This window comes from Lysinibacillus sp. UBA5994 (genome assembly GCF_002429725.1).
GTDB lineage: Bacteria > Bacillota > Bacilli > Bacillales_A > Planococcaceae > Lysinibacillus > Lysinibacillus capsici.
Genome location: NZ_DJAU01000012.1, coordinates 356,789 through 374,874, shown reverse-complemented (window position 1 = coordinate 374,874; position 18,086 = coordinate 356,789). Strand labels below are relative to the sequence as shown.

Annotated in this window: 22 protein-coding genes; 2 read left to right on the top strand and 20 right to left on the bottom strand. The window is 40.7% G+C overall.

Annotated features, from left to right (window positions below):
* The first annotated feature begins 62 nt into the window (after positions 1 to 62).
* Entirely contained in the window at positions 63 to 830 is a 768-nt protein-coding gene (locus B3D98_RS04575; protein ID WP_288581011.1) for a GNAT family N-acetyltransferase, read from the top strand.
* Positions 831 to 993: 163 nt separating this feature from the next.
* On the opposite strand, the gene B3D98_RS04570 is transcribed toward B3D98_RS04575, so the two are convergent.
* A complete protein-coding gene (locus tag B3D98_RS04570; RefSeq protein ID WP_048395723.1) occupies positions 994 to 1,374 on the bottom strand; it encodes a PH domain-containing protein in 381 nt (126 codons plus the stop codon).
* A gap of 110 nt (positions 1,375 to 1,484) precedes the next feature.
* On the opposite strand from B3D98_RS04570, the gene B3D98_RS04565 reads away from it, so the two are divergent.
* Positions 1,485 to 1,874 (top strand): hypothetical protein, encoded by a 390-nt coding sequence (locus tag B3D98_RS04565; RefSeq protein WP_233436423.1) that lies wholly within the window; start codon positions 1,485 to 1,487, stop codon positions 1,872 to 1,874.
* Between the two features lie 36 nt (positions 1,875 to 1,910).
* On the opposite strand, the gene B3D98_RS04560 is transcribed toward B3D98_RS04565, so the two are convergent.
* The 19 genes from B3D98_RS04560 to B3D98_RS04470 form a co-directional block, all read right to left on the bottom strand.
* Positions 1,911 to 2,645 (bottom strand): ABC transporter ATP-binding protein, encoded by a 735-nt coding sequence (locus tag B3D98_RS04560; RefSeq protein WP_288581007.1) that lies wholly within the window; start codon positions 2,643 to 2,645, stop codon positions 1,911 to 1,913.
* Between the two features lie 6 nt (positions 2,646 to 2,651).
* Entirely contained in the window at positions 2,652 to 3,401 is a 750-nt protein-coding gene (locus B3D98_RS04555; RefSeq protein WP_288581004.1) for an ABC transporter ATP-binding protein, read from the bottom strand.
* Positions 3,394 to 4,206, bottom strand: coding sequence for an ABC transporter permease (locus tag B3D98_RS04550; RefSeq protein ID WP_054549248.1), 813 nt, complete (start codon positions 4,204 to 4,206; stop codon positions 3,394 to 3,396). Before B3D98_RS04550 ends, B3D98_RS04555 begins: the two co-directional genes overlap by 8 nt.
* Positions 4,203 to 5,171, bottom strand: coding sequence for an ABC transporter permease (locus tag B3D98_RS04545; protein WP_288580999.1), 969 nt, complete (start codon positions 5,169 to 5,171; stop codon positions 4,203 to 4,205). Before B3D98_RS04545 ends, B3D98_RS04550 begins: the two co-directional genes overlap by 4 nt.
* Complete coding sequence (locus B3D98_RS04540) at positions 5,161 to 6,747, bottom strand: ABC transporter substrate-binding protein (protein WP_288580997.1); 1,587 nt, start codon at positions 6,745 to 6,747, stop codon at positions 5,161 to 5,163. The genes B3D98_RS04545 and B3D98_RS04540 overlap by 11 nt, the downstream gene beginning before the upstream one ends.
* Positions 6,748 to 6,775: 28 nt before the next feature.
* A complete protein-coding gene (locus B3D98_RS04535) occupies positions 6,776 to 7,582 on the bottom strand; it encodes an urease accessory protein UreD (RefSeq protein WP_288581100.1) in 807 nt (268 codons plus the stop codon).
* Complete coding sequence (ureG, locus tag B3D98_RS04530; RefSeq protein ID WP_054549250.1) at positions 7,575 to 8,204, bottom strand: urease accessory protein UreG; 630 nt, start codon at positions 8,202 to 8,204, stop codon at positions 7,575 to 7,577. The genes B3D98_RS04535 and ureG overlap by 8 nt, the downstream gene beginning before the upstream one ends.
* A 17-nt stretch (positions 8,205 to 8,221) precedes the next feature.
* Positions 8,222 to 8,962, bottom strand: coding sequence for an urease accessory protein UreF (locus B3D98_RS04525; protein ID WP_244205759.1), 741 nt, complete (start codon positions 8,960 to 8,962; stop codon positions 8,222 to 8,224).
* Positions 8,904 to 9,350 (bottom strand): urease accessory protein UreE, encoded by a 447-nt coding sequence (locus B3D98_RS04520; protein WP_048395740.1) that lies wholly within the window; start codon positions 9,348 to 9,350, stop codon positions 8,904 to 8,906. Before B3D98_RS04520 ends, B3D98_RS04525 begins: the two co-directional genes overlap by 59 nt.
* A 53-nt stretch (positions 9,351 to 9,403) precedes the next feature.
* Positions 9,404 to 11,119: an urease subunit alpha gene (ureC, locus tag B3D98_RS04515; RefSeq protein WP_288580991.1), complete on the bottom strand. Its 1,716-nt coding sequence runs from the start codon at positions 11,117 to 11,119 to the stop codon at positions 9,404 to 9,406.
* Positions 11,116 to 11,484, bottom strand: coding sequence for an urease subunit beta (locus B3D98_RS04510; RefSeq protein WP_237900676.1), 369 nt, complete (start codon positions 11,482 to 11,484; stop codon positions 11,116 to 11,118). Before B3D98_RS04510 ends, ureC begins: the two co-directional genes overlap by 4 nt.
* Before the next feature lie 15 nt (positions 11,485 to 11,499).
* Positions 11,500 to 11,802 (bottom strand): urease subunit gamma, encoded by a 303-nt coding sequence (gene ureA, locus B3D98_RS04505; protein WP_036080666.1) that lies wholly within the window; start codon positions 11,800 to 11,802, stop codon positions 11,500 to 11,502.
* 468 nt (positions 11,803 to 12,270) lie between these two features.
* Positions 12,271 to 13,515: a methyl-accepting chemotaxis protein gene (locus B3D98_RS04500; protein ID WP_048394485.1), complete on the bottom strand. Its 1,245-nt coding sequence runs from the start codon at positions 13,513 to 13,515 to the stop codon at positions 12,271 to 12,273.
* Positions 13,516 to 13,674: 159 nt separating this feature from the next.
* A complete protein-coding gene (gene aspA / locus B3D98_RS04495) occupies positions 13,675 to 15,093 on the bottom strand; it encodes an aspartate ammonia-lyase (RefSeq protein WP_004230240.1) in 1,419 nt (472 codons plus the stop codon).
* A gap of 155 nt (positions 15,094 to 15,248) precedes the next feature.
* On the bottom strand, positions 15,249 to 15,878 hold the full coding sequence (locus B3D98_RS04490) for an NAD(P)-dependent oxidoreductase (protein WP_048394487.1): 630 nt from the start codon (positions 15,876 to 15,878) through the stop codon (positions 15,249 to 15,251).
* A 70-nt stretch (positions 15,879 to 15,948) separates the two neighbouring features.
* Complete coding sequence (locus B3D98_RS04485) at positions 15,949 to 16,362, bottom strand: Rrf2 family transcriptional regulator (protein ID WP_048394490.1); 414 nt, start codon at positions 16,360 to 16,362, stop codon at positions 15,949 to 15,951.
* A gap of 105 nt (positions 16,363 to 16,467) precedes the next feature.
* Positions 16,468 to 16,674 (bottom strand): hypothetical protein, encoded by a 207-nt coding sequence (locus B3D98_RS04480; protein ID WP_036080672.1) that lies wholly within the window; start codon positions 16,672 to 16,674, stop codon positions 16,468 to 16,470.
* Between the two features lie 45 nt (positions 16,675 to 16,719).
* Entirely contained in the window at positions 16,720 to 16,905 is a 186-nt protein-coding gene (locus tag B3D98_RS04475) for a hypothetical protein (protein WP_288580979.1), read from the bottom strand.
* 184 nt (positions 16,906 to 17,089) lie between these two features.
* Positions 17,090 to 18,067 (bottom strand): thymidylate synthase, encoded by a 978-nt coding sequence (locus tag B3D98_RS04470; RefSeq protein ID WP_288580977.1) that lies wholly within the window; start codon positions 18,065 to 18,067, stop codon positions 17,090 to 17,092.
* Positions 18,068 to 18,086: the final 19 nt, after the last annotated feature.

The following is an 18,086-nucleotide window of genomic DNA, read 5'->3' as shown; positions in this document are numbered from 1 at the left end:
TTATCTTTCATTGACTTTATAATGAAAGATAGTGAACTTCTAATAGTGGAAGGATGAAAAATATGAAAACAAGTCAACAATTAGTAACGAGTAATTTAGAGGAAAAAATGAAACTATTTACTGGAGCCGTTTCTGGACAAATTATAGAGGAAGCTCATTTTGTCATAGCCAATACAAATATTCCAACTGATACATTTAATTTGTTAGTAGCGAAATCGCCTATAATTCATAAGGAAAATCATCTTAAACAAAGGATTAATCATTTCATTGTGAATAAACTTCCCTTCAGCACGTGGGTGGATGCCAACTATCTAAGCGATGATTGGCTACAACTGATAAAAGACTGCAATTTACAGGAAGCTGAACGAAATATGATGATGAAGCTTGACCATACACTTCACACAGGTCCACGAATTTCCAATTATCTTACCATCACAGAAGTAAGTAACAAGGAAGAGCTTCTACAATATAAGGAAGTTTTTCTAAGTTTATTTGGAGAAACAGCAGAAAGAGATGCATTAGAAATTTACTTTCATCAATTCTCACAGGAAAAACTAGCATCAAATGCTCGCATGTTTATTGGTTGTATAAAGGAAATACCTATCGCTACGGGATTATTAATCGACAGTAAACATAGCTATGGGATTTATGATGTGATGACAAAAGATGCGTATAGGGGCAAGGGTTATGGCAGTGAGATGTTTCAATTCCTACTCAGTCAAACAATCGATAAGCAAAAGCCCGTAGTCTTACAGGCATCAGAGGATGGAAAAAATATTTATAAACGCTTCGGGTTTAAAGAAGTCGGAGAAATGATTGTATTTGAATAAGACTTCGCCAAGGCGCTCTTATTTACACTTGACAGTATTTTCGAGCTTACCGTAATCATGAAGCTGATTTAAAATCCGTTACACCGACCCCTTCCTGGCACGACAGAAAAGCCTCGCAAATCTGCGGGCTTTTGGTTGTGCACACGTACTATTCGCACCTTCATTACGTCCCCAAAACATACTGTGCTAAGACGCTTTGCACCTTATAAATATTTGTCGCCTTATTGAAGTTTTTTTGAATCGGTAATGGACTGCCAGACACCCATATTTTAAGCTCTGCATCTAAATCAAATGTTCCAGCTGTTTCGACTGAAAAATGAACGATATTTTTATAGGGAATGGAATGATACTCTGTTTTCTTGCCAGTCACTCCTTGCTTATCAATGAGAATCAATCGTTTATTGGTAAAAATAAACGTGTCTCTAATAATTTTATAGGCGTTCTTGACTGTCTCGTTTGGAATTAATAAATTATGGACCTCCTCCTGGAGTTTTTCTAAATTCACCTCGCTTGCATTGCCGATCAATCCATCAAATAAGCCCACTATCTGTCCCCTTTCACTCTCGTTTATTTAATGTATTACAAAGAAGTGAGAGCTACGACAGGAAATGGTGGTATTATTTAGCCTATAAAGGGGGTGAGTGGTTGCGAATAATGATAGTTGCCTTAGTGTCTCTACTAGCCGTTGTTTTACTAGGATGTAATGAAAAACCAGATGATGAATTAGCTAAGGTCAGCATTTCTATTGGTGCTAAATTTAACAAGGTGAACACTGATTTTTTTAAAGAATATACGGATGAAGAATCACTTACACTATTCCAACAAGCCATTGCAACAACAGTCAAAAACGAGGGTGTTGTCAATATGGCTTCGCCAGAATATGATGTACAAATAGTGGACAAGGCAGGAAACAAATATGGCTATCATCTTTGGTTAGGTGATAAAGGGCAAAACAGTAGTTTGATGCATGTCGAGGATACGCATACGATCTACACAATATCTAAGGAGTTCACTGAAAAATTAGCTGCGCTAGTTCACTCATAAAAAAACACTTCCCATTCAAGGAAGTGTTTTGCCAAATCAATGATCCATTGCCTGAAACAGCATTTTTGCATAACTGTCCGTGAAGGTAAAGTTGTTATTCTCTTTGTTGCTCTCATCAACAATGGTTCCAGCCTTCATCACATAAATACGGTCGCATAAATAGGAAACAGCCTTTAAGTCATGAGAGATAAAGAGAATGGCCATTGCCCTTTCTTTATTCAAGGTCTTTAATAAATCAACGATTTCTCGTTGAATCAAGCGATCTAGGCTTGAAATAATTTCATCACATACGATTAATTGTGGCTCGACCAAAAGGGATCGTAATAAATTAACTCGCTGTTTTTCTCCGCCACTTAGCTCAGAGGGCAAGGCATGTAAGATATCTGTGGGTAGCTTGACCTTCTCCAGCATGGTCTGTAAATAGGTGTCCGTTATAGGTTGCTTATGCTGAAGCGGCTCTCTTAATAGGTCCCTTACAGTCCACATGGGATTTAAAGCGGCTGTTGCATTTTGAAAAATAATCTGGCAGTTGTCGTAAAAAGCTGCGCGACGATGCTTGGTTATTGGTTGCTGTTGAAAGTATACTGCCCCTTTTTCAGGAGCTTCTAGCTGCATAATTACTTTGGCCAATGTGCTTTTGCCACTGCCACTTTCTCCTACTAATCCGACTATTTCCCCTTTTCCTACAGTAAGATGAATATGATTTAATATTGGGCGTCCCTTTCGATAGCTTTTACAAATATTGTGAACCTGAAGTAACAAAGCCCACACCTCCTCCTAAAAATGATGCGCAACTAGCTGCCTAGTGTATGGATGCTTAGGCTGCTCAAAGATTTCTGTTACTCGCCCTCGCTCCACAATTTCTCCATTTTTCATGACGAGGATAAAATCCGCGATGGAAGCAGCTACATCTAAATCATGGGTAATTAAGAGTACGGTTGTTTCTAGCCGTGTATGAAGCCTTTTCAATTGTTGAATAAATTCCTGTTGATGCAGCATATCTAAGGAAGAGGTTGGTTCATCCGCTAATAAAACAGCTGGCGCCAGATAGAGAGCACAGGCAAGCATACAGCGTTGTAGCATCCCTCCTGAAAGCTCGAAGGGATAGCGCTCCAACACATCTGCTGGTAAATGTAAATCCTGTACAATATGCTTCATTTTAGCTAGAAATACTGCCTTTGTCTGCCCCATCCGTAAGGCAGTTAATCCATACAATTGCTGTTTCATTTTTTGCGTTGGCGAAAAGCTATTAGCAGCATCCTGAAAAATCGTAAAGAAGTGCCTTTGGCGTAGTACAGATTGATCCTGTTTTGCTAATTCCACTATATTTCTTCCATTAAAAAAGATTGAGCCTTCAACTGTTGCTTGCGCTGGAAGCATGCCTAGAATGGCAGAGAGCATGGTGCTTTTTCCACTACCGCTTTCACCTATCATCACGGTAATCTGACCTTTTGGCACCGTAAACGAGAGATCGTTCAATATAAATTTTTCGTTTATTCGAACAGTAACATGCTCTATTTTAAACATGGGTCTGTCCCCCTCTCTGCTTAAATCTACTACCAATAGCTTGCACGCATAAAATCGTTACGAAAATGAACATCCCAGGAAAAAGGCCCATCCACCAAGCCCCGACAAGTAAATCATTTTGTGCCGTATAGAGCATCGTCCCCCACGATGGAATGGACGGTGGAACACCGATACCTAAAAAGCTTAAGGATACTTCCGTAAAAATAGCACCAGCAAAATTAAATATCGTCACGACAAAAATGGCGGGAAGACTATTACGCAATAAATGACGAAAAAGAATCTTCCACAGCGGCGTGCGAAACATCTTCGCCATGTGGATAAACTCTAATTCCTTCAACCGGATAAATTCAGAGCGCACGATACGGGCAGTGACAAACCAGCCTGTGCACCCCATAATCATTGCCATGCGCCATACACTTCCTTGCATAATCGCTTGAAGAGCAAGCACAATCACTAAAGATGGAATTGTTAAAAATGCCTCTAGTATACGCATCATCACTGCATCAATAGCACCACCGAAATAGCCACTTATACCGCCATAGATAATGCCAATTATGCTGGATAGAACAACCGATAACGTAGCGATAAAAAGGGTCACTCTACCACCAACGAGTAGGCGGGAAAGAACATCTCTACCTAGCTGATCTGTGCCAAGGAGGTGTGTTCCATTAGGTGCTTCATAAATATGATTCATATCCATCGCGTTTGGCTCAAAAGGCACTAACCATGAGGAAAATAGGGTGAAGCCTACTAAAAGACCAAGAATCACTAGCCAAAAGATGAGCATTTTTTGCTCTTTTCTCATACGATTCCCCCTCTTCTTAAGCGGGGATTGAGACAAATCATGAGGACATCAATCACAAATAAACAGATAACGACTACTACGCCAGTGATTAAAATGGCACCCATCAGCACAGGAAAGTCCTTTACCATCACTGCTTTCACTAAAAGCTGACCTAAGCCTGACCAGCCAAATAATGTTTCAACCACGATGGATCCTCCAAAAAATGATGGGATGGTCACACCGACATAATTGATATATGGAATAATGGCATTGCGTAAAATCATCCTACGAATAGCTCGCTCTGGTACTCCGTTGGCACGTGCCACCTCTACATAATAACGATCCTTCTCTGCCTTCACATTTTCCTGTAAAAAACGTGCGAATACCCCGACATGTGCCAGTACAAGGACCGATAAAGGAAGAACCATATGGTATAGTCGGTCCACAAGGCCGCCATCCCCTCGTACATCCTTCATCCCCGATGAAGGAAACCAGCCTAGTTGTACAGAGAACACCATGATGAATAAAATGCCAAGCCAAAATGGAGGAATGGCTGAGCTAGCAATACTTACAAAGGAAAGTCCGCGATCTAATAACGAACCCTCCTTCATGCCTGCCTGTAAGCCGAGCCATGTTGAGGCAATGGCTACGATGCCTAAAGTTCCAACAACGAGCTGTAATGTATTTGGTAAACGTTCTTGTATAATTGTCGCTACTGGTCTGCCTTCTTTTGCCGAGTAGCCTAAATTTCCTTGCATCGCTTCACGGAGCCACACACCATATTGATAGAGTATCGGTTGATCCAGACCAAAAGCTGTTTCAATGCGTTCTTTCTCCGCTGTCGATAACGTTTGGGCATTGCCACCATAATACGCTGCAGCTGGATTACCAGGAGCCGCATGCATCAGGAAAAAAGAGAGGAAGCTCACGATAATGAGGACAATTGTCCCCATTATCACGCGCTTCCCGATCCATTTAGCGATCATGCCATTTCCACTCCTCGACATTCCAGAGGAAGCCTGCCCCATGATGACCTAAAATGCGCTCTTTGACGCCACTAATCTGCTGATTAATACCATACACAGCATCCACATAGGCAAAGTAGGCGAATGGTGGATCTTGTGCTAGCTCCTCCTGTAATGCCCCATAGACTTCCTTACGTTTTTCAGGATCAACGGTTGTACGCCCCTCCTCTAGCAATGCATCCACTTTCGAATTGTTATAGCTACCATAATTGTAGCCAGCACTTGTGAGACTGGATTCACCAGAATGGAAGAGACTATACGTATGATGGTCAGCATCATACGGGCTTCCCCAGCCAACCATAAAGGCTTCTGTTTCTTCAATGACAATATTGCTCCAATCGAGTGCAGCTACTTGCACATCTGCCCCAATCTCTTTATAGCCTTCTGCCACATAATTAGCCATGTTCACACGCACTGTGTCAGTAATAGGTGCCGTAATAGTAAATGCTAATTTTTGATCATTCTTATAGCGGAAACCATCCTCAGCTAGTTGCCAGCCCGCTTGGTCGAGTAGCTCGTTTGCTTTATCAAGGTCATATTTATAATGCTCAATGTTGGCGTTTACAAAGGCATGCTTTTGTAGCGGTGAGTATGCTTCTGTACCGTATCCATGTAAAATGCCTTTGACAATACCTGCACGATCTGTCCCATAGCTAATGGCCTTGCGAACAGCAACGTCTTGCCAAATAGGATACTTCATATTAAAGAGAACACCACGATAATCTGCTGATTCCACCTCGTATAGCTTTAAATGCTCAACCTTCGATAGCTCCTCTACCTGATTCGGGTCTAGTAACGCTATATCGACCTCACCCGATTTTAGCTGGAGCGCACGCACATTACTATCGGGGATAAATTTAAAAATTACTTTCTCGATAGAAGCTTTTGTGCCAAAGAAAGATGGATATGCCTTTAGTGTCAGGCTTGTCCCTTTGTCCCATTGTTCAAACATATACGGACCCGCACCGATTGGCTGCTGGTTAAATGTAGCGGTTCTCATCTCTTGCCCCTCAAAGGCATGCTTTGGTAAAATTGGCACCGTTAATTTGTCTAATAGCGGTGTAAATGGCTCATCTAATTGGATAGTCATCGTCATGTCATTGACCTTTTCCATTGACACAACATGGCTAAAATCAGACTTTAAATATGAACCGTTTGCATCATCCAAAATACTGTTAATGGTAAACATAATATCGTCCACCGTTAATGGGTGCCCATCATGGAAGGTTACATCCCTGTGAATCGAAATGGTATAAGTCATCTGGTCATCTGATATTTTAATACTTTGAGCAATATCATTGATGGGTACATTATGCTCATCAAAGCGCATCAGACCTCTAAATAAAAAGGCATCTAAATTGGTTTCCTCCAAAAGAGGATTTAAGCCTGCAAACTCAGACTCTGAGGCAAAAACAAGCTCATTTGCCTGGGCAGATGATGTAGCTGTCGGTTGTTTCTCTCCTCCTTGATTAGACGAGCAGCCCACAAAAACTACCGCTAGCACCATCAAAAGTATCAATACGGAAAACTTTTTCAATTTACTATCTCCTTTATCACAACAGAAATTACAGCAATGCTGCGATGTACTCGAACATGCGGTTTATTTCTTTGTGAAGTGTTCGTTGCTCCTTGGCAAGCCATCTACAATGAATGGCTTGATCTGTCAATTTTGTCACACTCGCCTGAAGGGACTTTTCCTGTTGGATTTGATCCTGTAAATCCCTTATTGGAAGTTTGTTAACCGATGGAGAGACAATCCACAAAGAACCAATATAGCGTGCCTTTTCAAGCAAGCCGATTTCGGCAAAATTCATCTCCTGCGGCTTAAACTGCAACGAGTCATAAGCTATCAAAGTATCCTCTACATAGATCTTGTATTTGGATTGGAATGTTTGATAGTCAAAGATTTCTCCTCGCATTTCTCTACCTGGAGCAACAATTTCTCCCCAGATCAATGTCGAGCTTTCCTTCATACGAATGGTTGTATGTACCTGAAATTTTGCTCGTTCAAATGGAATCGTCACTTCAGGGAGCCATTCTAATCTCGCCTGCTCTGCAAGTTCCACCGTTATAGCTTGTGTACAAAACTCACCATTGTGAGAAGGGTAAATTTTTAATGCTGATTGTTGCTTTAGCTTCACCTGACTATCTGGCGCTAGTGTAACCGTAATTTCATTGCGATCTCCCGCAACCATGCCCCCTGAGGATTCCATGATAAAAACGGTGGCTGCTGGATGATTGCCTTCGTATAGTTCACGACTGGCCTTTAATGGGGGTTGCTGGTACACATGAACCAGTCGTGTATAGCCCCGTCTCGGTTCAAAGGCCATCTCTAATTTGCCAAAATGATTAACTTTGCTAGGGTTAAACATCTTCTTCAACTGCTTCGGCACCTTCAAGTAACAAATGGTGCTGAATCCATTCAACCACCTTATCTACATTTGTTTGGGAGCGAACATCCGCAAAAATATATGGACGTCCACTACGCATTTTTTTCACGTCTTGATCCATGAGCTCCAGATCAACCCCAACATGAGGAGCTAGCGAAGTTTTATTAATTAGCAATAAATCTGAACGTGTTAGCGCTGGACCACCCTTACGTGGGATGTCCTGTCCTTCTGCCACATCAATGACATAAATATAGCCATGCACGAGCTCAGGACTAAATGTTGCCGATAGATTATCGCCACCGCTTTCAATAAATATAATATCTAAATTAGGAAAGCGCTTATTCAAATCATCAATGGCAGCAAAATTCATGGATGCATCCTCTCGAATGGCTGTATGTGGACAACCACCTGTTTCTACTCCAATAATTCGCTCCTCTGCTAACACACCGTTTGTGATTAAATACTGCGCATCTTCTCTTGTATAAATATCGTTGGTAATGACAGCTACGTTGTAGTGTTCATGCATTACCCGTGTTAATTGATCGACTAAAGATGTTTTGCCTGATCCAACAGGCCCACCGATACCAATACGTACTGGTTTCATGTATATCCTCTCGCTTTCTATGAAATAAATAATCTCGAAAATAAAAACTCATGCTTCATGGACGCCAGTTCAATACCTAGTGCATTATTGGCTAGATCATCCATTGTTAACGTCAACACCGTTTCGGCTGCTTCCTCCACAGGGGCTAATAGCTCATGTAATGCTTGCACACCTGTATTTTGACCAAAGGGTACAGCACGGACAGCATTTTGCACTAAACCACTAATTGATGCGTACATAAAGGTCATGATTGCATGAAAAACGTTCACACCTAGTGCTTCACAATAAATCCCATAGAGAACTGCATAATGGCCTTTTACTTCTTCATGGTCAATCTTCTCTTTCCATTGCAATAAAAAAGGACTCTCCATTAGAGGGGCTACTGTTCGCATAAATTGCTTCCCTACATTGACACTAGCATCTCTAGATTCTTTCGCTAGCTTCATTGCCCCACAAAGTTGGTCGAGCTCAATAAGATGAGCAACATCTCTTCTTTTAGCTGCATGGAATGCCTCTTGAATAAGAATTGCATCACCGTAAACTACATTGTGAAATAAATAGACCTGACAAAACTCAACTAATTGTTCCTTTGTGCGAATGATATCTTCCTGAATATACGTTTCCATACCATAGGAATGTGTATAGGAACCGATTGGAAATGCGGAGTCATGAATTTGCAATAATTGTAATAAGGATAAATTAGTGAGCGTGTCCACGGTATTTGAACGGTTGCTTGAAGCGTCGTTCAGTTGTTTCATAGTGCACCCCAATTTCATCTAATAATGGATTAATCGTATGATCTGCTCGTACGATGATTTCATTGTTTGCAATCAAGCTAGGAGTATGACGGTTGCCCAATTCAAAGGCAGCTTTCCCCATTTCATACATATCTTTTGGTGTAATGACGATAACTGGCTCCAATTTTGTACGAATTGCAATTCGTCGTTGCTCATCCTCGAATAATAGGTCACCATATTGTAGAGGCTCTTCACCCTCTATACGTAAAGCGATATCTGTTCCTTGATCCGTTGCTGTGCGAAGAATGCGTTTGCTTAATTCCTCCCACTCTAGCTCAATCCATTCCGTTGCCTTTTGTGGATGTTCTTCTTCATTCGCTATATTGCCAATAATTTTTTCTATTAACATATGGTTTAGCTCCTCTTTTTCTTTGTATTCGCTGTTACACTCATATCATGTGCTTAGAATAAGAAATAGCGTTGTGCCATTGGAAGTACATCCACTGGCTCACATGTTGCTAGCTCCCCATCAATTTTCACTTCATAGGTTTCTGGATTAACATCAATCTGCGGAGTGGCATTATTAAGCTTCATGTCAGCTTTACGAATATTTCGGCAATTTGAAACCGTGCCAATCATTCGTTTTAGGCCTAATTTTTCTGGCAAGCCTTCTTCCACAGCAATTTTCGGTAAAAATGTCATGCCGCAATGCTGTGGCCCTTGACCGTAGAAACCATATGTTCGACGGCCTTTCATTGGCTGTGGTGTAGGAATGGAAGCATTTGGATCACCTGTTATGCCATACACAGCAATACCAGCCTTAATGACAACTTCCGCCTTCACCCCAAAGAACGCTGGGTCCCATAAGACAATATCCGCTAATTTACCTTCTTCCAGCGAGCCTACTTCATGGCTTATGCCATGGGCAATAGCTGGGTTAATATTTAGTTTTGCTATATAACGCTTAACGCGATAATTATCGTGATCCTTGCCTTCATCCTGTGGTAATGGACCACGCTGTTTTTTCATTTTGTCTGCTGTTTGGAACGTTCGGATTGTGACCTCACCAACACGTCCCATCGCTTGTGAATCGGAAGACATGATGCTCAAAATCCCTAAATCCTGCATAATATCTTCTGCTGCAATTGTTTCTGGGCGTATGCGTGAATCTGCAAATGCCACATCCTCTGGTACATCATGCTTTAGATGGTGACAAACCATCAGCATATCTAAATGCTCATCAATCGTGTTTGTCGTAAACGGTTTCGTAGGATTCGTCGATGCTGGCAAAATATTAGGTAAGGATGCCATCACTAATTGGTCTGGAGCATGACCGCCACCCGCACCTTCCGTATGGAAAATATGAATGACACGGCCATCAATCGCATTGATTGTATCTTCTACAAACCCTGCTTCATTCAATGTATCGGAGTGGAGGGCAACTTGAATATCATATTCATCTGCCACCGATAGACTTTGATCGAGTGCAGCTGGTGTGGCACCCCAGTCCTCATGTATTTTCAACCCGATCGCACCTGCACGAACCTGCTCGATAATAGGCGCAGGATCAGATGCACTACCCTTTCCAAGCAAACCAACATTGATGGGGAATCCCTCTACAGCCTGTAGCATGCGATGCAGATGCCATTCACCAGCCGTTAAGCTTGTCGCTTTTGAGCCTGCTGCTGGACCTGTTCCACCGCCTATAAATGTCGTTGTCCCTGCTAATAATGCTGTTTCCACCTGATCAGGGCTGATGAAATGGATATGCGTGTCGATTGCTCCTGCTGTTGCAATAAGCCCTTCGCCTGCATAAACCTCTGTTCCCACACCTATGATCATATCCTGATCCACACCATCCATACTGTTCGGATTGCCTGCTTTCCCTATACCGATAATACGACCATCTTTGATACCGATATCTGCTTTTACAATCCCTGTATAGTCGATAATCACAACATTGGTAATAACTGTATCCAGCACACCTTCATTGCGTGTATTTTTACCATTTTGCCCCATTGAGACACGTAGTGATTTACCACCACCAAAGACCCCCTCATCACCGTATGAAGTATAGTCCTTCTCAATTTCAATCCATAAATCCGTATCGGCTAAACGGACTTTATCACCCACAGTGGGACCAAACATTTTTGCGTAAGCTTCATGTGTTACCTTCATTTTTCTTCCGCTCCTTTAAAGCCACCTTCAATTGCCTTGTCCAAAATTTCGTCCTTATGGTGGGTAGAGCCCTCTGTTAGCATATTTAAGCCAAAGACATGTTGTTTACCACCAAATTCGACAAGCTCCACCTCTTTTTCTTCCCCAGGTTCAAATCGCACGGCTGTACCTGATGGAATATTGAGATGCATACCAATCGCATCTTGTCGATTAAACGCTAGAAATCTATTGACTTCAATAAAATGAAAATGGGAACCTACTTGTATCGGGCGGTCACCTGTGTTCGCCACCAATACCTTTTTCGTCGCTCGACCCACATTGATCTCAATCTCTCCGCTTTTCGGTCGAATTTCTCCAGGAATCATTCACAAACACTCCTTTTACTGAATTGGACGGTGAACTGTGACCAGTTTCGTCCCATCTGGGAATGTACATTCAACCTGCACATCTGAAATCATGTCCCCGACACCTTCCATCACATCTTCTGCTGTCAGTACATGCTTGGCATCACTCATAAGCTGTGCTACCGTTTTACCATCTCGAGCACCTTCCATAATAAAACTGCTAATTAGAGCGACAGCTTCTGGATAATTCAGCTTTAAGCCCCGAGCTTTTCTTTTCAGCGCAAGTTCTCCTGCCACATGGAGGAGTAATTTTTCTTGTTCAACTGGTGATAGCTTCAATCCAATCTCTCTCTTTCTTTTATTCAGAATTATCTTTCAATAATATTTTTTCGAGGCATGACTTCCTTTCAATTTTTTGTAATGGTCTTACGATTCAGTTTTAGTTACATTTAGTTGTTGTCTTACAAATTATAATTTCGCAAGGGATATGCGAAGAGAAATAGAAATGACTTGTTGACCCGGCGAGTGCGGGTTGCAATAGTTGAAGTGAGTAATAGAGGTAACAGCTAGTCCATTATAAGAAACTCGATTAGAAAATTCAACATTTTTATTTATCTGTTAATTTACAAGTTTACGAAATAAATAATAAAAAAAGAGGCATATTTTACAGAAAATTGGTCGTCTGTAAAAAAGCCTCTTCTCGAATGTGTGACAGGAAGATAAAAATTATACTAAAAAACTTATAAAATTATCAATATGTGATAGTTATTTCAGGGCTAAAAAATCTTGAAAATATCAATTTCTTACCTAGACATGAAATTGATTTGTTAACTTTTGTAAGTTATCCGCTTGGACACTTAAATCCTGTGTGACATGATTAACTGCTTGCATTGAGGCTGTTTGCTCATCCATTGAATGTAAAACAGCTTCTGTATAATTCGATAGCTTGCCCATGCCAGCTGCGATGGTTGTCACAGTGGATGCCACTTCATTGGCGCTACTTGAAAGCTGCTCAGCTGTCGTCGAAATATCCTCTAGCTGACTTGTCATCTGACTAACATGCTGTGAAATTGTGCCAAATGATTTTGTCGCTTCGTCAATGACATACACTCCTTGTTGAACATTTTTCAAATCATCTTCTACTGATGAGGCTACTTGTTTTGTATCACTTTCTATTCCTACAACTAAATCCACAATTTGCGTAGCAGAGTGCTTTGATTGTTCTGCTAATTGACGCACTTCTTCAGCTACAACGGCGAAGCCTTTACCATGCTCCCCAGCGCGTGCTGCTTCTATGGCCGCATTTAATGCTAGTAGATTTGTTTGATCTGTAATGGTAGTAATCATATCTGTCATTGATTTAATATCTGACATTTTAAGGGATAATTGCTGCATCAATCCACTTGTTTTTTCTGTTGAAGAGGAAATAAATTGCATTTGCTCTTTTGCCACATGTAAAATATTTGCACCATTTCCTGCTATCTCGCTAGCATCTTTCGCATGCACAAACACATCTTGTGTGGCTACTGTAATTCGCTCAATGCCATCAACGGTTTCTTGCATAGATTTAGCACTATCATTAGCCGATTGTGCTGCTTGCTTCAAGCCCTCTGACGTCTTCTCCATTTGTTGATCTACTTCTTCCACAGCAAGCGTAATTTCATTCGTACTCGCAGATAATTCCTCGATGCTTGCCGATAAATCTGTAGAGCTGTGCGCAATTTTTTGTGTCATTGTTCGTAATTGTTCCTGCATCTCTAAAAAGGATTGTGCTAGTTGAGAAATTTCACCATTATCACGAACCTCAATGACAACGGTATCTAATTGACCTGCCGTAATTCCTTGTGCAGCCTCTGTGATTTGTTTGATAGGCTGTATCACTTTGTAATGGACATACACTGTGTAAGATAGTGTAATAGCAATTCCTACAATCGTTAACACGGTAGAAAACCAATCCAATGTCGTTACATTGGCTAAATCGATAAATAAAATAACGATCATTAAAACATTTAAAACGGAAAAGCCAAGTAAACTCTTTTTTCGTAAACTCATTACAAATTCCCCCAACTAAAATATGTCTTCCATACCATTATTATAGTTGAATAATCCTAAAATACATAAGGATACGCTCTATTTTATATGAGAAAAGGTCTACAAAAAAAGACTATAGACAGCCTTTTAGGGCATGTCTACAGTCCATAATTGCTCGTTTTATTTTAATTTCATGATACTAGAACCCGCAATACCTGGGTGTGTCATTTCATATGGATCTAAAATCAAGTCTAATTGTTCTTTTGTTAGGACGCCTTCTTCAATGCAAAGCTCACGAATTGAACGACCTGTTAAAATAGCTTCACGTGCTAGACGAGCAGCTACTTCATAACCGATGTGAGGGTTAACTGCTGTTAGCACGCCTACACTTTTTTCTACATATTCTTTCATGCGCTCTTCATTTGCTTCAATATCTTTTAAGCAGTTTTCTGTAAACGCACGGAATACATTATTCATAATGCTAATCGATTGGATTAGGTTGAACACTAATACAGGCTCCATTACGTTTAATTCTAATTGACCAGCTTCCGATGCTAGAGAAATTGTATGGTCATTCCCAATTACTTGGAAGGCTACTTGATTCAGCACCTCAGGCATAACTGGGTTAACTTTACCTGGCATAATTGAAGAACCTGGTTGACGAGCTGGTAACAGGATTTCTCCTAAGCCTGCGCGAGGACCAGAAGCCATTAAACGCAAGTCATTAGCAATTTTAGACATATTAATCATACAGATTTTTAAAGCGCCTGATACTTCTGTGTAGGCATCTGTATTTTGTGTTGCATCCACTAAATGCGTTGCACCTTTTAATGGTAAACCAGAAATTTCAGCAAGATGCTCATCAACAGATTTAATGTAGTCTGGGAAGGCATTTAAGCCTGTTCCGACAGCCGTTGCACCCATGTTCACATCATATAAATTCGGGCGAGTTTGACGAATGCGTACGATATCACGGTTGATCACGCGGCAATAAGCTTCAAACTCTTGTCCTAAGCGGATTGGCACGGCATCCTGTAAATGCGTACGTCCCATTTTAATGACATGAGCAAATTGCTCTGCTTTTTGATGGAAAACGGATTGCATATAATCCATCGTTACTAATAATTCATCTATTAAATTTAACACAGCGATATGAATAGCTGTTGGGAAAGCATCATTTGTTGATTGTGACATATTGACATGACTGTTTGGGCTTACTGTGTGATAGTCACCTTTTTCTTTCCCTAAAATTTCTAGGGCACGGTTAGCGATGACCTCATTGGCATTCATATTGATGGATGTACCTGCACCACCTTGAATTGGGTCTACAATAAATTCAGCATCCCATTTGCCATCAATCACTTCTTGCGCTGCTTCGACAATTGCCTCACCAATTTCTTTTGATAATAGGTGTACTTCCATATTACTTAATGCAGCTGCCTTCTTCACAATCCCCATTGCTTTAATAAGTGATGAGTGAATTGTGTAGCCTGTAATTGGGAAGTTTTCCGTAGCACGTAGTGTTTGAATTCCGTAATACGCCTCTGCTGGTAATACGCGCTCACCTAAAAAATCTTTTTCTATTCGTTGTGTTGACATTATTGTCGTCTCCTTTTATGTAATACTCACACTTGATAGTAGCTAATAAAAGTCGTATTGTAAACAGTCATTTTTCTGTAAACGAAAAAAATCCTTCAAAAAAGCAAAAAAATCACAAAAAACCGAGCGCATTTCCTACGCTCGGTTGCATTTTATTATTTATTTGACGTTACTGTGAAACGGCTATTAACGTGCTGTGGGTTTTCTAATTCATCGACGACAGCCACTGCGTAATCGGCATAGCTGACATAGCTTTCCCCCGCGTCATTTACTAATAAGTGGTCGACTCCTGCTGTATAGTGACCTGTACGTGGTCCTTCTGGATCGAAAAATGCAGATGGACTAATAAATGTCCAAGTAATGGATGATTGTTGTAAATCCTGTAGGTTTTGTCCTTGATTTTGCGCTGTTGCTAAATACATGGCTGGGAAATCTGGTGTATCCATCACACGCACTTTTTTCTCTGGGTCCACAAATAGGCTACCCGCTCCCCCTACAACCACTAATTTTGTAGGAATACCTTGGAAAATCGAGATTAAATGACGACCAGCTTTGACATGTAAATCTTCTTGTCCAGCTGGAGCACCGAATGCATTGACAACGACATCGAAGCCTTTTACATCATCTTGCGTCACATCAAACACATCTTTTTCAATTACTGGAATAGCAGCTGTCACTTTTGCTGCTGAACGAACGATGGCTGTGACCTCATGACCACGTTGTACCGCTTCCTCTACTATTTTTTGTCCAGCTTTTCCTGTTGCACCAATTACGGCAATTTTCATGATTTATTCCTCCTAAGGTTTAGTTGTAACCATTTTAGTTACAGGTTAGATACAAGAAGACCATCTCCGTCTAAGTACGAAGCTGATCTAGCACATCCTGTAGCGTCTGTGCTTGTAATTGCTCTTCCATTGCCAGCCACACAGATGTATAGACACCCTCTAATGTATGCTTGATTTTTTGACCTACTGCACACGCTGGATTGGGCTCATCATGAATGGCAAATAGCTGCTCTGGCCCATCAATTGCCTGATAAATCGCTAGCAGTGTTAAATCCTTTGGCTCTACTAATAGCTCATAGCCAGCCATGCCAGAATGAGAAGAAAGTAAGCCTGCTTTTTTTAGCACACCAATCATTCTTCTTACGACTACTGGATTGGTATTCACACTTCCAGCTATAAAATCGGACGTAAGGAGACTTTTATCAGAGGTTGTAGCAATGAGCGAAAGAATATGGATCGCCACCGAAAATCGACTGTTCACCATATGTATCACCACCTGTTGTAACTATTATAGTTACAGGTGCAGAAAAAAGTCAAGCCCTGTCACCTGTATATATTGTTCCCCGTTATGCTGTTGCTAATGTATCGCTTATATTTTTTTTACGTAAATGACTAATTCCTGTCGTATTTGACCGTTGTCCTCATAAAAATCTAAATTATGAAATTCATATTTAAAGTGACCTACAGGAAATGTCACACTTTCTCCTTGCGCTGCTGCCAAAATGCCTGCTACATCTTGTGACACCATATGTAGCAGCTCTTCCCCAGAATAAGAATCGATAAAAATAACGTTCATAAAAAAACACCTCCATAGCCATTATAGCTTAGGAGGCGCTTACATTTATAGTGTATCTTTATAATCTTTCAAACGAATCTCTTCGATGATTTGCATCATTTCTTGAATTTGCTGCTGCGACAATTCGATCTTGTTACAAGAATATGCATGTTGCACAGAACCCATGCTTTGTTCTGGCTCGCTTTGCTGTCGATCATATTCATCTACTAGAAGTACCATTGTATTTTTCACAACTATCACCCCTACAATATAATGGACTATTCCCATTATACCAAATAATGCTAATTATACCATAATAACTATAATTAATTTCTTTTCATCCAGTCATCCAACTACTTGCCTATTTCGTAAAACAAATAGTTAGTCCTAGATCTTTGTTTGAAAAAAACAGCAACCAAAATGGCTGCTGTTAGCATTATACGGCAATTGGTGCTTTAATCGCAGGATGTGGATCATATCCTTCAATCGATAAATCCTCAAGCTCTATATCAAAGATGGATGTTTTATTTGGATTGATGTGCAATGTTGGTAGGTTTCTTGGCTCACGTGATAGCTGTTCTTTCACTTGCTCCACATGGTTTGCATAAATATGTGCATCCCCAATGCTATGAATAAATTCGCCAACCTCTAGGCCACACTCATGTGCAACCAAATGTGTTAATAAGGCGTAAGACGCAATATTGAATGGACAGCCTAATAATGTATCAAGGCTTCTTTGCATTAACTGGCAGCTTAATTTACCATTTGCTACATAAAATTGGAACATCACATGGCACGGTGGTAATGCAGCTTTACTGCCCTTTGCGCCCGCATTAATGACATCCTCAGGATTCCATGCATTGACAATGATACGGCGTGAATCAGGTTGATGCTTAATCTGATGAATGACATCCTGTAGCTGATCAAGGCTATCGCCATCAGAGGTTGTCCAATGGCGCCATTGTTTGCCATAGACATTTCCGAGATCTCCATATTGCTGTGCAAAGTCATCATCTATTAAGACACGTTCACAAAATGAGGCAAGTTCTTTTTGATACAATGCGTTAAATGACTCGTCTACTAAACAGCGTCGACCAAAATCTGTCATATCAGGACCTTTATACTCATCAGATTCCACCCATTTTTTAAATGCCCATTCATCCCAGATGTGGTTATTATGCTGCAATAGGTAACGGATATTGGTATCCCCTTTAATGAACCATAATAATTCACTTGCTACAAGCTTAAAGGGCACACGCTTTGTCGTTAGAAGAGGAAAACCTTTGCTTAAATCAAAACGCATTTGATACCCAAAGACACTGTATGTACCTGTCCCCGTTCGATCCTCTTTCTTTGTGCCATTTTCTAATATATGTTGTAGTAAATTTAAGTACGCGAATTCTGGATGCGTCATTTTTCTTCAACAGCTCCTT